The sequence below is a fragment of the Mesorhizobium sp. AA23 genome (assembly GCF_001672435.1).
Lineage (GTDB): Bacteria > Pseudomonadota > Alphaproteobacteria > Rhizobiales > Rhizobiaceae > Mesorhizobium.
The window spans coordinates 381,149-398,847 of record NZ_LYTP01000001.1 but is presented as its reverse complement, the minus strand read 5'-3'; the positions used below and the strand labels follow the sequence as shown (position 1 = coordinate 398,847).

19 protein-coding genes and 1 riboswitch are annotated in these 17,699 nt (G+C 64.0%); of the genes, 7 read left to right on the top strand and 12 right to left on the bottom strand.

From position 1 onward, the window contains the following. The first annotated feature begins 13 nt into the window (after positions 1-13). A complete protein-coding gene (locus A9K66_RS01880) occupies positions 14-811 on the top strand; it encodes a DUF1194 domain-containing protein (protein WP_067319162.1) in 798 nt (265 codons plus the stop codon). Between the two features lie 43 nt (positions 812-854). Here A9K66_RS01880 and A9K66_RS01875 read toward each other — a convergent pair whose 3' ends face one another. From A9K66_RS01875 to A9K66_RS01855, 5 genes are all read right to left on the bottom strand, one after another. Beyond that, positions 855-1,790: a glycosyltransferase family A protein gene (locus A9K66_RS01875; RefSeq protein WP_067319160.1), complete on the bottom strand. Its 936-nt coding sequence runs from the start codon at positions 1,788-1,790 to the stop codon at positions 855-857. Between the two features lie 201 nt (positions 1,791-1,991). Beyond that, positions 1,992-2,981: a glycosyltransferase gene (locus tag A9K66_RS01870; RefSeq protein ID WP_067319158.1), complete on the bottom strand. Its 990-nt coding sequence runs from the start codon at positions 2,979-2,981 to the stop codon at positions 1,992-1,994. 115 nt (positions 2,982-3,096) lie between these two features. Further along, complete coding sequence (locus A9K66_RS01865) at positions 3,097-3,915, bottom strand: Stf0 family sulfotransferase (protein ID WP_127247125.1); 819 nt, start codon at positions 3,913-3,915, stop codon at positions 3,097-3,099. Continuing rightward, complete coding sequence (metW, locus tag A9K66_RS01860) at positions 3,864-4,478, bottom strand: methionine biosynthesis protein MetW (RefSeq protein WP_066990286.1); 615 nt, start codon at positions 4,476-4,478, stop codon at positions 3,864-3,866. The genes A9K66_RS01865 and metW overlap by 52 nt, the downstream gene beginning before the upstream one ends. 88 nt (positions 4,479-4,566) lie before the next feature. Then, positions 4,567-5,736 (bottom strand): homoserine O-acetyltransferase, encoded by a 1,170-nt coding sequence (locus A9K66_RS01855; protein WP_067319154.1) that lies wholly within the window; start codon positions 5,734-5,736, stop codon positions 4,567-4,569. A gap of 90 nt (positions 5,737-5,826) precedes the next feature. Next, a riboswitch (SAM riboswitch) is annotated at positions 5,827-5,904 on the bottom strand. 136 nt (positions 5,905-6,040) lie between these two features. Here A9K66_RS01855 and hisC point away from each other — a divergent pair. Together hisC and A9K66_RS01845 are read left to right on the top strand one after the other, a co-directional pair. Then, entirely contained in the window at positions 6,041-7,144 is a 1,104-nt protein-coding gene (hisC, locus tag A9K66_RS01850; RefSeq protein ID WP_067319152.1) for a histidinol-phosphate transaminase, read from the top strand. A gap of 6 nt (positions 7,145-7,150) precedes the next feature. Beyond that, on the top strand, positions 7,151-8,089 hold the full coding sequence (locus A9K66_RS01845; protein WP_197507429.1) for a prephenate/arogenate dehydrogenase family protein: 939 nt from the start codon (positions 7,151-7,153) through the stop codon (positions 8,087-8,089). On the opposite strand, the gene A9K66_RS01840 is transcribed toward A9K66_RS01845, so the two are convergent. Both A9K66_RS01840 and A9K66_RS01835 read right to left on the bottom strand, forming a co-directional pair. Beyond that, positions 8,086-9,033: a sugar kinase gene (locus tag A9K66_RS01840; protein ID WP_067319148.1), complete on the bottom strand. Its 948-nt coding sequence runs from the start codon at positions 9,031-9,033 to the stop codon at positions 8,086-8,088. The genes A9K66_RS01845 and A9K66_RS01840 overlap by 4 nt on opposite strands. Positions 9,034-9,040: 7 nt before the next feature. Then, positions 9,041-10,039, bottom strand: a complete 999-nt coding sequence (locus A9K66_RS01835; protein ID WP_067319146.1) for a DUF2125 domain-containing protein — start codon at positions 10,037-10,039, stop codon at positions 9,041-9,043. Between the two features lie 124 nt (positions 10,040-10,163). Here A9K66_RS01835 and A9K66_RS01830 point away from each other — a divergent pair, with 124 nt between their 5' ends. From A9K66_RS01830 to A9K66_RS01820, 3 genes are all read left to right on the top strand, one after another. After that, positions 10,164-10,694, top strand: coding sequence for a gamma-glutamylcyclotransferase (locus tag A9K66_RS01830; protein WP_067319144.1), 531 nt, complete (start codon positions 10,164-10,166; stop codon positions 10,692-10,694). Between the two features lie 118 nt (positions 10,695-10,812). Further along, complete coding sequence (locus tag A9K66_RS01825) at positions 10,813-11,760, top strand: aldo/keto reductase (protein WP_067319141.1); 948 nt, start codon at positions 10,813-10,815, stop codon at positions 11,758-11,760. A gap of 143 nt (positions 11,761-11,903) precedes the next feature. Continuing rightward, the gene (locus A9K66_RS01820; protein ID WP_067319139.1) at positions 11,904-12,524 is read left to right on the top strand and encodes a LysE family translocator; all 621 of its coding nucleotides are present in this window, start codon (positions 11,904-11,906) and stop codon (positions 12,522-12,524) included. Between the two features lie 7 nt (positions 12,525-12,531). Here A9K66_RS01820 and A9K66_RS01815 read toward each other — a convergent pair whose 3' ends face one another. Together A9K66_RS01815 and A9K66_RS01810 are read right to left on the bottom strand one after the other, a co-directional pair. Continuing rightward, complete coding sequence (locus A9K66_RS01815; protein WP_067319137.1) at positions 12,532-13,326, bottom strand: 1-acyl-sn-glycerol-3-phosphate acyltransferase; 795 nt, start codon at positions 13,324-13,326, stop codon at positions 12,532-12,534. A gap of 81 nt (positions 13,327-13,407) precedes the next feature. After that, the gene (locus A9K66_RS01810) at positions 13,408-14,310 is read right to left on the bottom strand and encodes a LysR family transcriptional regulator (RefSeq protein ID WP_067319135.1); all 903 of its coding nucleotides are present in this window, start codon (positions 14,308-14,310) and stop codon (positions 13,408-13,410) included. Positions 14,311-14,412: 102 nt separating this feature from the next. On the opposite strand from A9K66_RS01810, the gene A9K66_RS01805 reads away from it, so the two are divergent. Then, complete coding sequence (locus A9K66_RS01805) at positions 14,413-15,033, top strand: pyridoxamine 5'-phosphate oxidase family protein (RefSeq protein ID WP_067319133.1); 621 nt, start codon at positions 14,413-14,415, stop codon at positions 15,031-15,033. Here the strand turns inward: A9K66_RS01805 and A9K66_RS01800 are convergent. The 3 genes from A9K66_RS01800 to ftsE form a co-directional block, all read right to left on the bottom strand. After that, positions 15,030-15,758, bottom strand: a complete 729-nt coding sequence (locus tag A9K66_RS01800; protein WP_066990251.1) for a YdcF family protein — start codon at positions 15,756-15,758, stop codon at positions 15,030-15,032. The genes A9K66_RS01805 and A9K66_RS01800 overlap by 4 nt on opposite strands. 184 nt (positions 15,759-15,942) lie before the next feature. Beyond that, a complete protein-coding gene (locus A9K66_RS01795) occupies positions 15,943-16,932 on the bottom strand; it encodes an ABC transporter permease (protein ID WP_067319130.1) in 990 nt (329 codons plus the stop codon). After that, a complete protein-coding gene (gene ftsE, locus A9K66_RS01790; RefSeq protein WP_066990245.1) occupies positions 16,925-17,584 on the bottom strand; it encodes a cell division ATP-binding protein FtsE in 660 nt (219 codons plus the stop codon). The genes A9K66_RS01795 and ftsE overlap by 8 nt, the downstream gene beginning before the upstream one ends. Positions 17,585-17,699: the final 115 nt, after the last annotated feature.

Here is a 17,699-nt window from a genome sequence, read left to right as displayed (position 1 = left end):
GGTGGAGCCTGCCATGCTCAAGCTGTTCAGCCTGCTTGCATGCCTTGCCTGCGCCGAGGCAGCGCCAATGCCTGCCATCGGAGGCACTGCCGTCGATGTGGAACTCGTGCTGGCCGTCGACATCTCGCAATCGATGGACGAAGAAGAGTTCGCCCTGCAGCGCGCCGGCTATGTCGAGGCGCTGCGCCATCCCGACTTCATCAGCGCCGCGCGCTCGGGCCCGAGGGGCCGCATCGCGCTCGCCTATTTCGAATGGGCGGGCGTCGTGCGCGACGACGGCGTGATCGGCTGGCAAGTGATCGACGGCGCGGACAGCGCCAACGCCTTCGCCGACACCATCGCGGGTCGTCCGTTCCGGAGCTTTCGCGGCACGTCGATTTCAGGCGCTCTCGGATTCGGCGCCGGACTTCTGGAGAAAAACAGCTACTCGGCGCCGCGCCGGGTCATCGACATATCGGGGGACGGGCCCAACAATGCCGGGCTGCCCGTCGCGATGATCCGTGATGCGGCTTTGGCCAAAGGCATCGTGGTCAACGGCCTGCCGATCCTGATCAGTCCGTCGCCGAGCGTCATTCGTCTCGACCGCTACTATGCCGATTGCGTCACCGGCGGCCCCGGTTCGTTCGTGTTGCCGATCTATGCGGCGTCGGAATTCTCGACGGCTATCCGCCGCAAGCTGATCCAGGAGGTGAGCGGGATCGGCGACGCCGGAAGCATCCGCGTCGACGCGGAGGCGCCGACCGAATGCCTGCTTGGCGAACGGCTGCGGCAGCGGTTTTCCGATCCGTATTTTCCGGAGCTGGATCGGTGAGGTCCCAATTTGCACTGTTTCGGCCAGAGCGCCGCGCTGTGCCTCAGGCCGCTCTGGCGCCGTATTTGGCGCGGAACTCGTCATAGCAATCGCGGCGCCAGCGCCGGCCGACGACATAGCCGCGCAGCAGTTCGGTCGGCGAGTAGCCGAGCGCCTTTGACGACCGGTTGGCGAGATAGCCCGAAAAGGCCTGTGGCAGCCTCCCCTTCAATATGTCGGCGATGATCTGCCGCGCGATCATATAGGGCGGCACGTCGGGATAGCGGTCGGCAATATAAGGATGTTTGCCGATCAGGTTGGCGTAGGCCTCGACATAGCCGTCGCGCCGGCCGGAGATCGAATTTTCCGAATTGTATTTCTTCCAGTCTATATCATCCGACAGCAAGGCGCCGCTGCGGTTGGCAAAACGCAGCAGCAATTCGCGGTCCTGCATGCGCGTGATATCGCTGTCAAAGCCGCCGATCGCAAGCAGCGATTCGTGCCGGGCGGTGATCGCCGAGCCGGCGATGAAGATCGTCTGCGAGACCAGGGCGCGCTGCAGCCTGCTCTTGTCGAGCAAGGCCTGACGATTGATGCATTTGGTGCTGCGGCCGCCCTTGACCGAGATGAAGGAACTGATCAGCACTTCGAGCGAGGGGTTCCTGTCGAAGTGCGACAGCGTCCGGTCGAGGCGGTCCGGCAGATAGACATCGTCCGAATCGAGAAAGGTCACGATCGGGGCCCGCGCGCGCTCGATGCCCGCGTTGCGCGCGGCATTGGCGCCGCGCCATTTCGCGCCGACATAGATCAGTCTGGGATCGCGAATCTCGGCCAGCGCCAAGGCCGTTCCGTCCGTCGAACCGTCGTCGATAACAATGTGCTCGAAGCGGGTAAGTGTCTGGGCAAGAACACTTTCCACCGCGCGCACGACCTGGCTTCGCCGGTTGTGCGTCGGCGTGATCACGGTGATCAGCGGAGCTGGGTCGGAGGCAGTCGGCATCTAACTTTCGTTATGGGCAGATAAACGATGACCGTAAGATACTCGCACAACCTGCCTCCATGTCCGCCCCCGGATGGATTCGGCAAACGCTACAGAAAAGAGCCGCCTATGTCACCTGAGGTGTCGCATCGGGGTCAAGTTCAGAGCGTGTTTCCTCAAAGTCATGCGGTTTGAAAGCAACACTTCGCGGCGGTTTATCCTTCAACTATGCCCGACATAGTCAGGCACGGTTTCGATTTCGTCGCTTACGAGACCGGCAGCGAGGCTGAAATGACCAAGAAATGCCAGGGTATAAAAAGCCAGGCCTACCACCAGTGAAAACGGAATCTGCCAAAGAGGCATACCCGTTTGCGGCGCGTGGCTGAGCACGCGTCGCGTCGTGCGCCACGACATGGTCCACCAGCGACTGAACGACTTGACGATGCGCTGGCTGCGACTGGGGGCATGAAGCGCGACGAACTTGCGGTCGGCGTCCCTGCCGGTCACCAACGCGCGCCAATAGAAGAACCGCCAGCCTCGCGGAGAGTAGTGGTAGACGCGCGCATCAACGTTGACGATCTTGTGGCCCTCGCGCCGAAGCTGGTGCATCAGCAGCGTGCAGGACACCTTGAAGCCGTTATGTGCCGGGAAAGGGTGGCTGACGATCCAATGGCGCCGGAAGGCGACATTGTTGGCATTGATCGCCCGCTTCGAGGCGAATCTTTCGTCTCCACGGGCCATCGGGAAGAACCAGATCAAGGCGAAGGTTCTCGAGAAGAAGTCGTCATAGGACAGATAGGTATGGCCGTTCACGCAGACGGTTTGCGGCTGTTGAAACGGCTGCAGCAGATTTGAAAGCCAACCTGGCTGAGGGACCGTGTCCGAATCCAGGAAAACGACGATGTCTCCTTCGGTCAAAAGCACGCCGTTGTTCTTGAGTTCGTAATACCGACCGTCGGGGCAAGCTGTGATTGTCAGGTCGGCAACCTGCATCAATTCAGGCGCTTCAGCTTCAATGCTCGCTTGCAGCAAGCTGCCGTCCGAATCGGGCCCGCCATGCGACACGACAACTTTTGGCTTTGTAAAACCGCTAGCGGAAACAGCCGCGATTTCGCGCGCCAGTGACTTCAGCCCCAGGCCGATCTCGTTCCAGTCGATGGATTTGGCGTTCTCCATCTCCATGACGATCGAATAGATCGGGTGTTCAGCCATAGATAATCACCACCAGTTTTGCCGGTACAGTCGCTATAGCCCTGCGGGGTATGCCGTCAAACGATTCTCGGTGCCATTCTATTTGCAAGTTTGCGCTTCAATCGCATGATTCTTTCTAGATCTTCAGGAACCCGCGCTTTTTTCTGTGCGGGAAGCTAGACGGGTCGGCATATTCAGACAGGAAACGTTTTCTCCATTCGTCATTGGTCGCGTCGCGCTGGATTTCGAGACCTGATCCGAGATTCGTTCCCCAGACAGGCTCGACCCCGGCCAACTGGGCAATTTTCTCGAGGCTTCCTCTCGGGTTTTGCTGGACCTGCTCGTAAGTTAGCGCAAGAAAGGACAGCCCGTTTTTCGCGAACCACCCGTCCCAGGCCAGATTTTCCATCAGAATCTTTTCGAGCGATTCGGCGATAGCCTCGCCGTCATAGCGTGGGGATGCGCGATTGACCTCGCTAGAGCGGAATCTGCGGGTTTGGCGCGCACGCGCCCATGAGATCGCCTGACCCAGCAAATCGCTGCGCGTCAGGCGCACATAGTGAAGGTTGGGAAGACTGGCGGGGAGGTTCACCTTCTTGGCAACTTGAGCGAATTGACTCGCAAAAAGCTTGATCGCGTAGATTCCGGAAGAGGACCGTCCTTCCGTCAGCGCCCTCAGAAGCTGCCCTCTGGCATCGCGCGGATAGCCTGGCTGTTCGAGCAGCCGGCGCCCGCCAAACCACTCCAGTGGATTGCCCAGCCCGGCGGAAGCCATCAGTCCTGCAAGATGATTGCTGCCGGTACGCGGCGAAGTGCACACAAGAATCCCTGTGCTTATCTCCGACAGAATTTCCGACGGGATTTGAACCACGGCCGGCCGGCGTCGAAAGAGATCGAGCGAGATCATCGTTTCAGCAAGAACACCGCCTGCTGGCCGAAGAAGTTCCAGAACCACCAGGGCATCGACAGGCCGATCTTCTGGCCGTTGGCGTCGAGCGCGGTCGCCTTCTCGACCGTCGCGCCGAGCTCTTCGCACAGATTGACGAAGTCGCGAATGGTGCAGAAGTGGATGTTCGGCGTGTCGTACCAGGAATAGGGCAGGTCCTTGGTGACCGGCATCCTGCCCTTGATCAGCAGCGAGAAGCGCACGCGCCAATGGCCGAAATTGGGGAAGGAGACGATCGCGCGGTTGCCGATCCGAAGCAGCTCGTCGAGCACAAGTTTCGGGTTGCGGGTCGCCTGCAGCGTTTGCGACAGGACGACGAAATCAAAACCTTTGTCGGGGTAGAATTCGAGGTCCTTGTCGGCATCGCCCTGGACGACGGAAAGGCCGCGCGCCACGCATTCGTTGACGCCGCGCTGTGACAGCTCCAGGCCGCGGCCATCAACCTGCTTGGTCGCCTGCAGAACCTCCAGAAGCACGCCATCGCCGGAGCCGACATCGAGCACGCGCGAATGCGGCGGGATGAGATCGGTGACGACTTCGAGGTCGACGCGCTGAGCGCGATTAACGCTCATGGGCACACCTCCGGCCTTTGAGCATTTGCAGCCAATGGGAATCTCGGCGTCTCAGAAGTGCGGCCAGGACACAGAGATCGCGCGCCACTCATAGGCTGAGCCCCCTTGCGCGCGCGGCCGAGGCTATGAAGCCGTTGATGGCCGCGAACAATTCCGGTTCGTCGAGCAGGAAAGCGTCATGGCCGCGATCGGTCTCGATCTCGACGAAGGAGACGGACGCGCCGGCGGCGTTCAGCGCATGCACGATCGAGCGGCTTTCCTCGGTCGGGAACAGCCAGTCGCTTGTGAACGACACGAGGCAGAAGCGTGTCTTGGTGCCGGCGAAGGCATCCGCCAGCCGTCCGCCGTGGTCGGCGGCGAGGTCGAAATAGTCCATAGCGCGGGTCAGATAGAGGTAGGAGTTGGCGTCGAAGCGGTCGACGAAGGTCATGCCCTGATGGCGCAGATAGCTTTCGATCTGGAAATCGGCGTCGAAGCCGAAGGTCAGCGCCTCGCGATCCTGCAGGTTGCGGCCGAACTTGCGGTGCAGCGCTGCTTCCGAGAGGTAAGTGATGTGCGCGGCCATGCGCGCCACGGCGAGGCCCTTTTCCGGCCGCCTGCCGAAATCGAGATATTTGCCGCCGTGCCAGTCCGGATCGGCCATGACAGCCTGCCGCCCGACCTCGTGGAAGGCGATGTTCTGCGAGGAATGGCGGGCGCCGGTGGCGATCGGCAACGCGGAGAAGACGCGTTCCGGGTAGCTTGCGGCCCATTGCAGCACTTGCATGCCGCCCATCGAGCCGCCGAGCACGCAGAACAGCTTCTCGATGCCGAAATGATCGACCAGCATCAGCTGCGCCCGCACCATGTCGCGGATGGTGATGATCGGCAGGTCGAGCCCATAGGGCCTGCCTGTCGCCGGATCGGTCGAGGCCGGGCCGGTGGAGCCGAGGCAGCCGCCGATGACGTTGGCGCAAATGACAAAAAAGCGGCTGGTGTCGATGATCCTGCCGGGGCCGATCAGCACCTCCCACCAGCCCGGCTTGCCGGTCACGGGATTGGTGCTGGCGACATGCTGGTCGCCGGTCAGCGCGTGGCAGACGAGGATGGCGTTGGAGCGGGCGTCGTTGAGGGCGCCGTAGGTCTGGTAAGCGACCTGGAACGGCGACAGCACGGTGCCCGCATCGAGTTTTAGCGGCTTGTCGGGACCGAACTGCATCACCGGGCTCGACGGTTGGTCGGCCTCGTGGTTGGTCCTTGGAGCGCGCTGAGCGGCCATTGCATTCCCCATCCAGTCGCATCGATCTCGCGATACGGCGTCCGGCCGGCAACGGACAACAAAAAACCGGCCTGCCTTCGCAAAGCCGGTTACAGGTTGCAAACGGCCCTTTAGCGAATTGTTTAACGTGGCTGCAAGCCGACCGGCCAAATCACCACGGGAGATCCGGCTGTTCTTCTAGGGCCAGCGCCGCGCTTCGTCAACGGTCTGCCTACGCGCGAGCGCGCCGGCCCCTCGACATTCGGGGCCACCGCCTGTATTTCCGCTGCGGCCTCGAACCAGGGCCTCTCGACGGATTTGTGACATGAAGCAGGATCAGCCACGTCCGACGCCCCGCGCGGGCATCATGGACATCGAGGCCTATGTGCCGGGAAAAAGCACCGCGCCGGCCGGCGTGACGAAGGTCTACAAGCTGTCGTCCAATGAAAATCCGCTCGGGCCCTCGCCGAAGGCGATCGAGGCCGCCCGGGAGGTGGCTGCCAAACTGGACGTTTATCCCGACGGCTCCGCCCGCCGGCTGCGCGAGGCGATCGCCGATGTGCACGGCCTCAATCCGGCAAACATCGTCTGCTCCAATGGCTCCGACGAGATCCTGGGGCTGCTGGCGCAGACCTATCTCGCGCCGGGAGACGAGGCCGTGTTCACCGAGCACGCCTTCATGGTTTACAAGATCTATATTCAAGCCGCCGGCGCCAAGCCGGTGGCGGTCAAGGAGACGGACGAGCGCGCCGACATCGACGCGATCCTCGCTGCGGTGACGCCGGCGACCCGGATCGTGTTCCTCGCCAACCCCAACAATCCGACCGGCACTTACGTGCCGTTCCAGGAGGTGCGCCGGCTGCATGCCGGACTGCCCAAGAGCGTGCTCCTGGTGCTCGACGCGGCCTATGCCGAATATGTGCGGCGCAACGACTATGAAGCCGGCATCGAGCTGGCCGGGAGCTCGGAGAACGTGGTCATGACCCGCACCTTCTCCAAGCTCGGCCTCGGCGGCGCACGCATCGGCTGGATGTACGGACCGGCGCATATCGTCGATGCCATCAACCGGGTGCGCGGGCCCTTCAACGTCAATGCGACCGCGATCGAGGCCGGCATCGCGGCCATCCGCGACCGCGCCCATGTCGAGCGCAGCGTGGCGCATAACGAGAAGTGGCTTGCCTGGGTCAGCGAGGAGCTGACCGGGCTCGGGCTGCGCGTGACGCCCAGCGTCGGCAATTTCGTGCTGATCCACTTCCCCGACAACAAAAAGCATTCGGCAGCGGCCGCGGACGACTATCTCAGCGCGCGCGGCTACATCCTGCGGCGCGTCACCGGCTACGGCTTTCCCAACGCGCTGCGCATGAGCATCGGCATCGAGGAGGCCAATCGCGGCGTCGTCGAGGCGCTCAAGACATTTCTGAAAAGCTGAAGCACCATGACAGCAACGATGTTCGGAAGAATAGCGCTGGTCGGCATCGGCCTGATTGGTTCGTCGCTCGCCCGCGTCATCCGCCGTGAAGGCCTGGCGCGCCATATCGCTATCGCGACGCGCAACCAATCGACGCTCAAGCGCGCCGAGGAACTGGGTCTCGGCGATTCCTACACGGCCGAGGCCGAAGACGCGGTGCGCGACGCGGATCTCGTCATCGTCTCGGTTCCGGTCGGCTCGTCCGGCGAGGTCGCGGCCGAGATCGCGCCGGCGCTGAAGAAAGGCGCGATCCTCACCGATGTCGGCTCGACCAAAGCTTCGGTGATCGCGCAAATGCAGCCGCATGTGCCGGAGGGTGTGCATTTCATCCCCGGTCACCCGCTGGCGGGCACGGAAAAGTCCGGGCCGGATGCCGGCTTCGCCGATCTCTTCGACAACCGCTGGTGCATCTTCACGCCGCTGCCGGGCACGGATCCGGAGGCGCTGGAAAAGCTCTCCGAATTCTGGCGGCGCTGCGGCTCCAACATCGACACGATGGACCCGCAGCATCACGACATGACCTTGGCCATCGTCTCGCATCTGCCGCATATCATCGCCTACAACATCGTCGGCACCGCCGACGACCTGGAATCGGTGACCAAGACGGAAGTCATCAAATACTCCGCTTCCGGTTTTCGCGACTTTACCCGACTGGCCGCTTCCGACCCGACCATGTGGCGGGACGTGTGCCTGCACAACAAGGACGCGATCCTGGAAATGCTGGCGCGCTTCTCGGAGGATCTGGCCTCGTTGCAGCGAGCGATCCGCTGGGGCGACGGCGAAAAGCTGTTCGACCTGTTCACCCGCACGCGCGCCATCCGCCGCTCGATCATTGAGGCCGGCCAGGATATCGATGTGCCGGATTTCGGCCGTCAGGCCGTGGAGCACCCGGGGGCCAAGCCCTAGGCCTTCTGCTCGATCTGTCCCGATGCGGGCCAGTGCGCCGCCATCATGGCCATTGTCTCGGCTCTGTCCGGAGCGCCGAGCCGGCCGCCGAAGCGCAGGCATTTAAGCGCGGCGGCGGCGCTGGCAAAGCGCAGCGCCTGCTCGGGCGGCATGGCTTCGGCAAGGCCGACGGCGAAGGCGCCGTGGAAGACGTCGCCGGCGGCGAGCGTGTCGACCGCCTTGACCTTCGGCGCCTCGACATGCCGGACGCGACCGGTTCCCCGATCATGCCACCAGGTTCCGGCAGCGCCGCCCGTCACCGCGACGAAGGCGTCGGTGCGCGAGGCGAGATCGGCGCATGCGCTTTCCGGATCGAGCGCATGGCCGCAGATGATCCGCGCCGCCGGCTCCGAGGCGACGATGTGCGAGGCCAACGGCAAAAGCCGCTCGAGCACGTCGACCGGCGCGGTGTCGGCGTCGAGGATCGCCGGACGGCCGGCGTCCCGCGTGGCCGCCAAGGCAAGTGCAGCGGCGCCCGGCCAGCGGACGTCCACCAGCACGGCGTCGAAGGCGGAAAGTTCGGCAAGCGGCAGCGTGTCGGGATCGGCTTGCGCCCTGCTGTCATAGAAGGGCACGATGATGCGCTCGCCATGGGCATCCACTAGGATCGCGGCCAGCGCCGAGCGCGCGCCGGCGACGCGGCGGACCAGGCTGCAATCGACGCCTTCCGCCTCGATCTCGGCGATCAGCCGGTCGCCGACCGCATCGTCTCCCGCGCTCGCCCAAAGCGACACATCGGCGCCGAGGCGATGCGCGGCGCACGCCGCACTCGTCGCCATGCCGGAGGCGATCTGGACACCGTCGCTGGCGATGAACTTGCCCTGATGCGCGGGCAGCGTCTCGAGACGCAGGATCGTGTCGAGGGTGAACGCGCCGACACTGAGCAGTTTGATCGGTCCGGCCATCGCAGTCTCAATCGACCGGCTTGATCTTGCCGAGCGGGATGAAGCCAAGCGAAGCCTTGCCCTTCACGATCTTGAGCGGCATGGACGGTTGGTTGCCGAGCATGGCAATGCCGGCAAAACCCTGCTCGATCTCGCTCTTGTGCTCGGGAATGGCGCCGGCGAGGATCGCCGCTACGGCCTTTGGGTCCTTTAGCTTGATCGACAGATTTGCATCGATCAGGCCGTCGGCGTCGATCGAGATCGGCCCGGATACGGTTACGCGCGCCGTGCCCGATGACACGTCGAGGCTTGCGATGTCGACCGACTGGCCGCGCAGGCTTTTCGGCGGCGCCTTAATCAGCGCGACGCCGTTCTTCACTGTCGCTTCGCCGGCGCCGTCGAGTTCCGGCAGCACGCGTCCGCCGACAGCTTCCGCGTCGATCTTCAGGTCGCCAAAGCTGCCGGTATAGACGAGGTCCTGGCCGTTCGGCTGCAGCTGGCCGGCCGCCTGGCCGGCGCTGAACAGCTGCACGGGATCGGTGTCGTCGGCCGGATCGGTCTGTCCAGACAAGCCTTCCGCCTGAAGCGAAATGCGGCGCGGAAGCGGCCATGACAGCTTGACCGTGGCGTGCAGCTTGTCCCAGTCGAGCCAAAGCGGCGGCATGCCCGGCGCCACAGTCCGCAACGGTCCGCGCAGGTTCGCCACGGGCGACAGAGGCTGGGTGATGCGAGCGACGACGTTCATATCGCCGGTCGAGGCCGCTACATTCCTGGCATCGTCCTGATAGGCCAGGCTGTCGCAGGCGACCGTGAAGTCCAGTGGATAACCGCTGACCGTGAGATTGGCGCAGTCGGCCTTGATGCCCTTGCCTCCAAGCTCGGCCACGGCCCGCTCGGCCTCGGTCTTGACCTTGCCGGCGAGATAGAACCATCCGCCGCTGTAGAGCGCGAACAGCACCAAGATGAACGCCGCAAGCCAGAACAGCCGGCGGCGAGGTTTGCGCGATCGCTCGTCACTTGACGTCATGCTGCGGCTCTCGTTAACCCCTCATGCGGCGAGCGGGTGGTTGTTCTTACGCACGACAAGCGGGGACAGAAGAAGCACCTTACCGGTGTGGTGTCGTCACTCGAATGCAATCAGGCTTGGCGATATGGGCGATTTTTGGGTTTTTGGCTACGGGTCGCTGATCTGGCGGCCCGGTTTCGCACATGTCGAGACGCGGCGCGCCCGTCTTTACGGCTTCCGCCGGTCGCTCTGCGTCTATTCCTTCGTCCATCGCGGTACGCGTGAGCGGCCGGGCCTGGTGCTCGGCCTCGACCGCGGCGGCTCCTGCGTCGGGCTCGCCTTCCGCGTGCCCGGCGATTTGCGTGACGAAGTGCTTTCCTATCTGCGCGAGCGCGAGCTGGTGACCAGCGTCTATCTCGAACGCACTCTCGATGTCCGGCTGGATGGGGCGGGACAAGGCGGAACGGTCGAAGCGGTCGCCTACATCGTCGACCGCGCGCATGAGCAATATGCCGGCGGGCTCGACGCCGGCCATGCGGCAAAAGTCGTGCGCGGCGCCGTGGGCCAATCGGGCAGGAACGAAGACTATGTCCTGAGCACAGTGGAGCATCTGAGGGCGCTCGGCATCCGCGACCACTGGCTGGAAGAGGTGGGGCGGCAGGTCGCGTCTTCGTGAAGATCTGGCCCGATCAAAAAGCAAAACCATGCCTTTGACCTCGGCAAGGCACGACCTAGCTTAGCCGCAATCCATCCTCTGGGCACCCAGGCCCTTCCCAGCATCACGGAGATCAGTCTTGCAGAAACGCCGTCTCGGTCGCACCGACCTTTCCATCGCGCCGCTGGTCCTTGGAGGCAACGTCTTCGGCTGGACCGCCGACGAGAAGACCTCGTTCGACCTGCTCGACCGCTTTGCCGAGGCCGGCTTCAACGCAGTCGACACGGCGGACGCCTATTCGCGCTGGGCGCCGGGCAACAAAGGCGGCGAATCCGAAACCATCATCGGCAACTGGATGAAGAGCCGCGGCAACCGGGACAGCATCGTCGTCATCACCAAGGTCGGCTCCGACATGGGACAGGGCAGGCGGGACCTCTCCGCAGCCTATATCGAAAAGGCGGTCGACCAATCGCTCAAGCGGCTGCAGACCGACGTCATCGACCTCTATCTGTCGCACTGGCCGGACCCGGCCACGCCTTACGAGGAAACGCTCGGCGCCTATCAGCGCCTGCTCGAGAAGGGCAAGATCCGCTATCCGGGCTGCTCCAATCTCGATGCGGGGCAATTGCGCGCGGCCCTGGATGTCGCCAGCCTGCGGGGCCTGCCGCGTTACGAGGTTCTGCAGCCCGAATACAATCTGTACGATCGCTCTTCGCTGGACGGCCCGCTGCTCGACCTGTGCAAGGCGGAAGGCCTCGGCGTCATCACCTATTTCGGCCTGGCCAAGGGGTTCCTCAGCGGCAAATACCGCAGCAAGGCCGACCTTGGCCGGAGCGAGCGTGGCGAAGACGTGGCCGAGTATCTCAACGAACGCGGCATGCGCATTCTCTCCGCGCTGGATGCCGCGGCCGGGCGCCATTCAGCCAAGCAGGCCGAAGTGGCGCTCGCCTGGATCATGGCGCGGCCGGGCATCACCGCGCCGATTGCCAGCGCCACGACGCCCGCACAGATGGAAAGCCTGATCCGCGCCGCATCGCTCAAGCTTTCCGCCGACGACATCGCAGCGCTCGATCGCGCCAGCGCTTAAGGCGTGTCGAAATTCAGGCGGATGCCGGCCTGACCTGGATCCAACATGCGTTAGTGCAGCAGGTCCCCCGCACGATCGTCCAAGACCTTGCAGATAGCCTCGCGATAATTCCTACCCGATCGCGGCAGGAATTGAGGTTCGGCATGGTCGGAGAAGTTTTGTCCGAAGCGCAGCCCTGGCAGCAGGTGCTGGCGCTGGTCATGGCGGCGACCGTTGTCATGGGTAGCCCAGGTCCGGCGACGATCAGCGTCACCGCCGTCGGCGCCGCTTTCGGGCTGCGGCCTTCGCTGGGTTATACGTCCGGCATCGTGCTTGGAACGACGGCCGTGCTCCTGGTTGTGGCCGCCGGGATATTCGGCATGCTCGCCTCGGTGCCGGGGCTGGCACCGTTGCTGACTGTCGCTTCGGCCCTCTATATCCTCTACCTTGCCTTCAGGATCGCGACAGCGCCGCCGCTTGCCCAAGGCGGCAATGCGGCGGCGCGTCCCACCTTCTTCGGCGGCTTCATGCTCGCCGTCGCCAACCCGAAAGCCTATGTGGCGATCGGCGCGGTCTTCGCGGGAGCTTCATCCACGGTCGACGGGCTCGGGATTTCGGCCAAACTTTTGGTGCTGGCAGCGATGATCGTCGCCATTCATGTGCTCTGGCTTCTCGCTGGGACGATTTTCGCGAGGCTGCTGCGCGATCCATTGGCGTCGCGGATCATCAATCTCGTCTTCGCGGCGACGCTGGTGCTGACGACTGCACTGGCGGGGCTGCCGTAAGGGGAGCTCAGGCCTTCGCCGCAGCGCCGAGCTCCGCCAGCCGCTTCACCGCCGTCGGCGGCATCGGCGGCGGGCTCGGCGCGCGCGAGGCCTCGACCAGCAGCTCGTCGCAGGCGGTCTCGGTCTCGCCGATCAGCCGCTGCATGAACTCCTCCTTGTCGAGCCCCGGAGGAATCGGCGGCAGGAAACGGGCCTTTATGGTGCCCGGATAACGCATGAACTTGCGGCGCGGCCAGTAGAGGCCGGCGACATGGGCGACCGGCACCACGGGAACGCCAAGCTGGGTATAGAGCTCGACTATGCCGTATTTGTAGGACGGCTCGGCGCCCGGTGGGCGACGAGTGCCTTCCGGGTAGATGATAAGCTGACGCGGATTGCGCGCCATCTCCTGCCTTGTCGCGGCAACGACAGCTTTCAGCGCCTTGGAGCGGCTGCCGCGGTCGACCGGGATCATGCGCATCTTCATGATGTACCAGCCGAAGAAGGGGATCCAGGTCAGCTCCCGCTTCAGGATATACAAGGCGTCGTCGAGATAAGGAAAAAAGGCGATCGCATCCCAGAAGGACTGATGCTTGGGCGCCAGGATGAAGGACCCCTCAGGCAGGTTCTCGGCACCCGTGATTTCGCTCCTGGTGCCGGCGATCTTGTCGTAAAGCCACATCGAGGTGCGCGACCAGAATTTCGGCACGAACCAGGCGCGGTGGCGGGGCGACAGGAAATAGAAGGGCGTCCAGAAGATCATCTGAACGACCAGGCTGAGATAGAAGGCTAGGTTGAACGCCAGCGAGCGGATAATGAGCATGCGGGAAAGGGCCCGGTGTGGAAGTGAGCGTTGGTTACACCAAGCGCGGGCAAAAAGGAAACGGCGCGACGGTGGGGCGCATCACAGCGAGCGCGCCAGCCGCTCCTTCAGGCGGGGCGCCGCGAAATCGAGGAAGGCGCGCAGCTTCACCGGCAGCAGGCCCTGACCGGCATGCAGGAGATTGACCGGCCATGGCGGCGGCTCGAACGGCTCGAGCACGACATGAAGCGCGCCGGCGCGCACCGCGGCGTCCGCCTGATAGGAGAGCACCCTCGTCAGGCCGAGGCCGGCGATCGCCGCATCGATTGCTGCCTCGGCGGTGTTGAGCTGCAGCCGCGAGCGGACCGGAACCACGGTTTCGCTCTTGTCGGTGCCGAAGCTCCACGTCGCGGGAGAGGCAAGCCCTTCGAAGGTGATGCAGTTGTGGCCTGAAAGGTCGCGCGGTTCGAACGGCGTGCCATGCTTCGCAAGATATGCCGGGCTGGCGCAGACGATGCGGCGGATCTGGCCGACGGGCGCTGCGACCATGGCCGAATCCGGCAGCTCGCCGATGCGCACGGCAAGATCGATATGCTCCTCGATCAGTTGCGTGATCCGATCGGACAGCGTCAGGCGGATGTCGACGTCGGGATAGGCGGCCAGAAAATCTGTGACGACCGGCAGCACATGCAGGCGGCCGAAGACGACCGGCGCAGTGATCACCAGCTCGCCGGTCGGGCTCAAACATTCGCCAGCGGCGGCTCGTTCGGCTTCGCCCACCTCATCGAGGATACGGCGGCAGGCGGCGAGATAGGAACGACCAGCGTCCGTCAAGGTGAGGCGCCGCGTCGACCGGTTGAGCAGACGCGTCTTGAGGTGCCTCTCCAGTTCGGAGAGCTTGCGGCTGACGGTGGCGAGCGGTACGCCGGCATGTCGCGCGACGGCGGAAAGGCTGCCGGCCTCCACGGTGGCTACGAACAAGGACATGGCGTCGAGGCGGTCCATTTATTCTTCCGAAATGTGGAGGGATAGATTGCAAATATGCCTTCTACCTCCGGATTTCGGAAGAGGCTACATGTCCTTCCACTTTGGCAGAGGACCGCCGCCATGGACGCCTTCACCAGCGATGTCGCCTTTACCCCTACGGTCAAGGCCATCCAGTCCCGCAAGGGCTCGCGCGCATCTTATGCTCGTGTCGAGGAGCGCGGCGGCTGGCGGGCGACGATCACGCCCGACCTCGCCGCCTTCATCGAGGCGCAGACCAGCGTGTTCCTGGCGACGGCCAATGGCGGAGGTCAACCCTATGTCCAGCATCGCGGCGGGCCAGCCGGCTTCCTGAAGGTGCTGGACGGGCATACGATCGGCTTTGCCGATTTCTCGGGGAACCGGCAGTTCATCACCCAGGGCAATCTTGCGGACAATTCCCAGGCTTTCCTGTTCCTGATCGACTACATGCTTCGGCAGCGCATCAAGATCTGGGGCACAGCGCGCGTCGTCGAGGACGATGCGGAGCTGACGGCGAGGCTGATGCCGGCCAACTACAAGGCGCGGCCGGAGCAGGCGATCCTGTTCAGCGTCACGGCCTGGGATGCAAATTGCCCGCAGCACATTCCGCAGCGCGTCGAGGCGGCGGATGTGGCTGCGGCGCTTGCCGAGCGGGATAGACGCATTGCCGGTCTGGAGCAGGAGATCGCACGCCTGCGCAACAGCGGGTCTGGCGAAGCTTAGTTCTTGCTCACCGTAGAGGCTTCGGCGAGCGTGACGCCCTCGGTGGTCGGCCGAAGCGGGACGATGCCGCGCGCCAGCGCCAGCACATATTTGCTGTATTCGGTGAGCAGCACGCGCAGCGCTTCCGGCTTGGTCAGCCAGCTGCCATTGCCGAGCTTGTTGTTGACCACCGGATAGGGCTCAAGCCGCGCGCCATGCAGCAGCCGGCCCATCTCGAGCAGGCTGCGTGGCATATGGTAGTTGTTGGTCACGACGATGATGCTGCCATAGGCGTGGCTTTCCACCCATTTGGCGCTCTCCTCGGCATTGCCGATCGTGTCGAGCGCGGCGCGGTCGATGTCGACGCAGCAGGAGAACAACTGCTTGTCGCCGCCCATCGCCGCTTGCAATTGGCGGCGGCTCGCCGTGGGGTGAACACCGCTGATCAAGAGCCGCTCGCCCTTGCCTGATGCCAGCAGATCCATGGCGGCGTCGAGCCTCGACTGACCACCGGTGAGCACGATGATTGCGTCGGCCCTGGCCGGATTGACCGGCGTCGTCATGTTGCTGACCTTGTCGGCAAACCAGCCGAAGCCGCCGGCGAAAAGCGCCAGCAGGGCGAGCACGAAGAAACCGCAGAGACGAAGCGCAAATCTGAGACGACCGGTTCTTGCAGACGCAGCACCGCGCGTAAGCGCCGCTGGCATCCGTCCAGCCGTTCCGATCGAGTCCCGCGCGTCCATCATCCCCAGGTTAATCCTGAAAACATCCAATGGTTAACTCTGAAACGTCGCCTTTCATAGATAGCACGGCGCACATTGCGTTACGGCAGTTTCCCTTGCGTGATCATGCACTTGTGGAGTCCGGATCGCATTGGAAACCCAACTTGCCACCTCTTGCATTCGCGCCACCCTTGGCTACGCGTCATGATCAGACCGCCTCCGGCTGCCGGATGTCGATCTCGCTGAGATAGGCGACGACCGTGGCATGCGAGGTCGCAGCGGTCAGCGCGCCGATCACCAGCACCATCAGGGCGACGCCGAGATAGCCGGTGGAGCCGATCGCGAAATTGCCGAACAGCGCGGTCGCCTGGTCGGCCTCAGGCGTCGCCATGTTGCGCGACGACCACCAGGAAAAGACGATGAAGACCATGATAGCGGCGGCACCTCCGGCGGCGGCGCCTTTCATGCCGGTGACCAGGAAATGCCAACGGAATTCGCGCGCGATGAAGCGGGCCTCGGCGCCGACAAAATGCAGGACCTCGATGATGTGGCCGTTGCCGGCCATGGCGCCGCGCGTGGCGAACACCACCGTCAGCACCGTCGCCGATAATATCAGCGCCAAAACGGCAAAGCCGATCGTCACTGTCGTATGCGCCATGGCGACCAGCCGGTCGACCCAGGTGCGATGGTCGTCGAGCGCGGCGCTCGGCAGCTTGGGCGTGATCGCGGCGCGCATGGCCGCGAAGTCGGGCGGATTGGCCTCGTCGATGGTGACGACGATGAGGCGCGGCACCGGCAGTTCATCGATGTTGAGGCCGGTGCCCAGCCACGGCTCCAAAAGGCGCGCCGTCGCATCGCGGTCGACGATCCTCGTACCCTTCACACCCCGGAACTCGCTGGCGATTTCAGAGGCCTGCGCGAGGGCTGCTTCCATGTCGAGGCCCTCGACGGGCTTGATCTGGATCGTCGCCTCGCGCGAGATCTGGTTCTCCCACACCGAGGCGGTGTCGCGCACCAGCGTCACGGCGCCGAAGGTCAGGCAGGACAGGAAGGTCATGATGGCGATGACCAGCACCAGCGCCCGGCCGGCGATGTTCTGCGCCGGCACGATCGGCGCCATCTTGCGCTGAACCCGGCGAACGGCAGCCGTCGTCTCGACGGCTTCCTCGCGCAGGTGATCGGCCGGAAGTTCAGTCATAGACGTCCAGCCTTCCGCCGGCGAGAATCATGCGCCGGGCATCGACCTGCTCCATCAGGCCGAGGTCGTGGGTTGCGATCACCACGGCGGTGCCGAGCCGGTTGAGCTCGATGAAGAGCCTCAGCAGCCGGCGCGCGAGCGGCGGATCGACGTTGCCGGTCGGCTCGTCGGCAAGCAGGATCTCCGGCTGCTCGATCAGCGCGCGCGCGATCGCAGCACGCTGCTTCTCGCCGCCCGACAGCACCGGCGGCAGCACATGCATGCGCTCCCCGAGGCCAACCCATTTCAGGAGTTCGGTGACGTCGGTGCGATAGCTCGCCTCCTCGCGCCCGCGCACGCGCAACGGCAGCGCCACGTTCTCGTAAGTGGTCATGTGGTCAAGCAGGCGGAAATCCTGGAACACCACGCCGATGCGGCGCCTGAGCAGCGGCAACTCGCCGCGCGAGATGCGCGAACGATCCTTGCCGAAAATGGTGATCAGGCCGCGCGTCGGCTTCAGCGACATGAAAAGCAGGCGCAGCAAGGTGGTCTTGCCGGCGCCCGAGGGGCCGCTCAGGAACTGAAAGGAGCGCTCCGGAATGTGCAGGGAAATGTCGCGGAGGATCTCCGGACCCATGCCATAGCGGAGGCCGACATTTTCGAAGCGGATCACGTTCGGCGACCTGAAACCTTAGGCGGCATCCCGCCAGCCTGTTCTCTGCCAAGACCATCGGCCGGCATGGTTAATCGTTGGTTAATTTCTGCGCGCTTTCGACGTTTCACAGCAG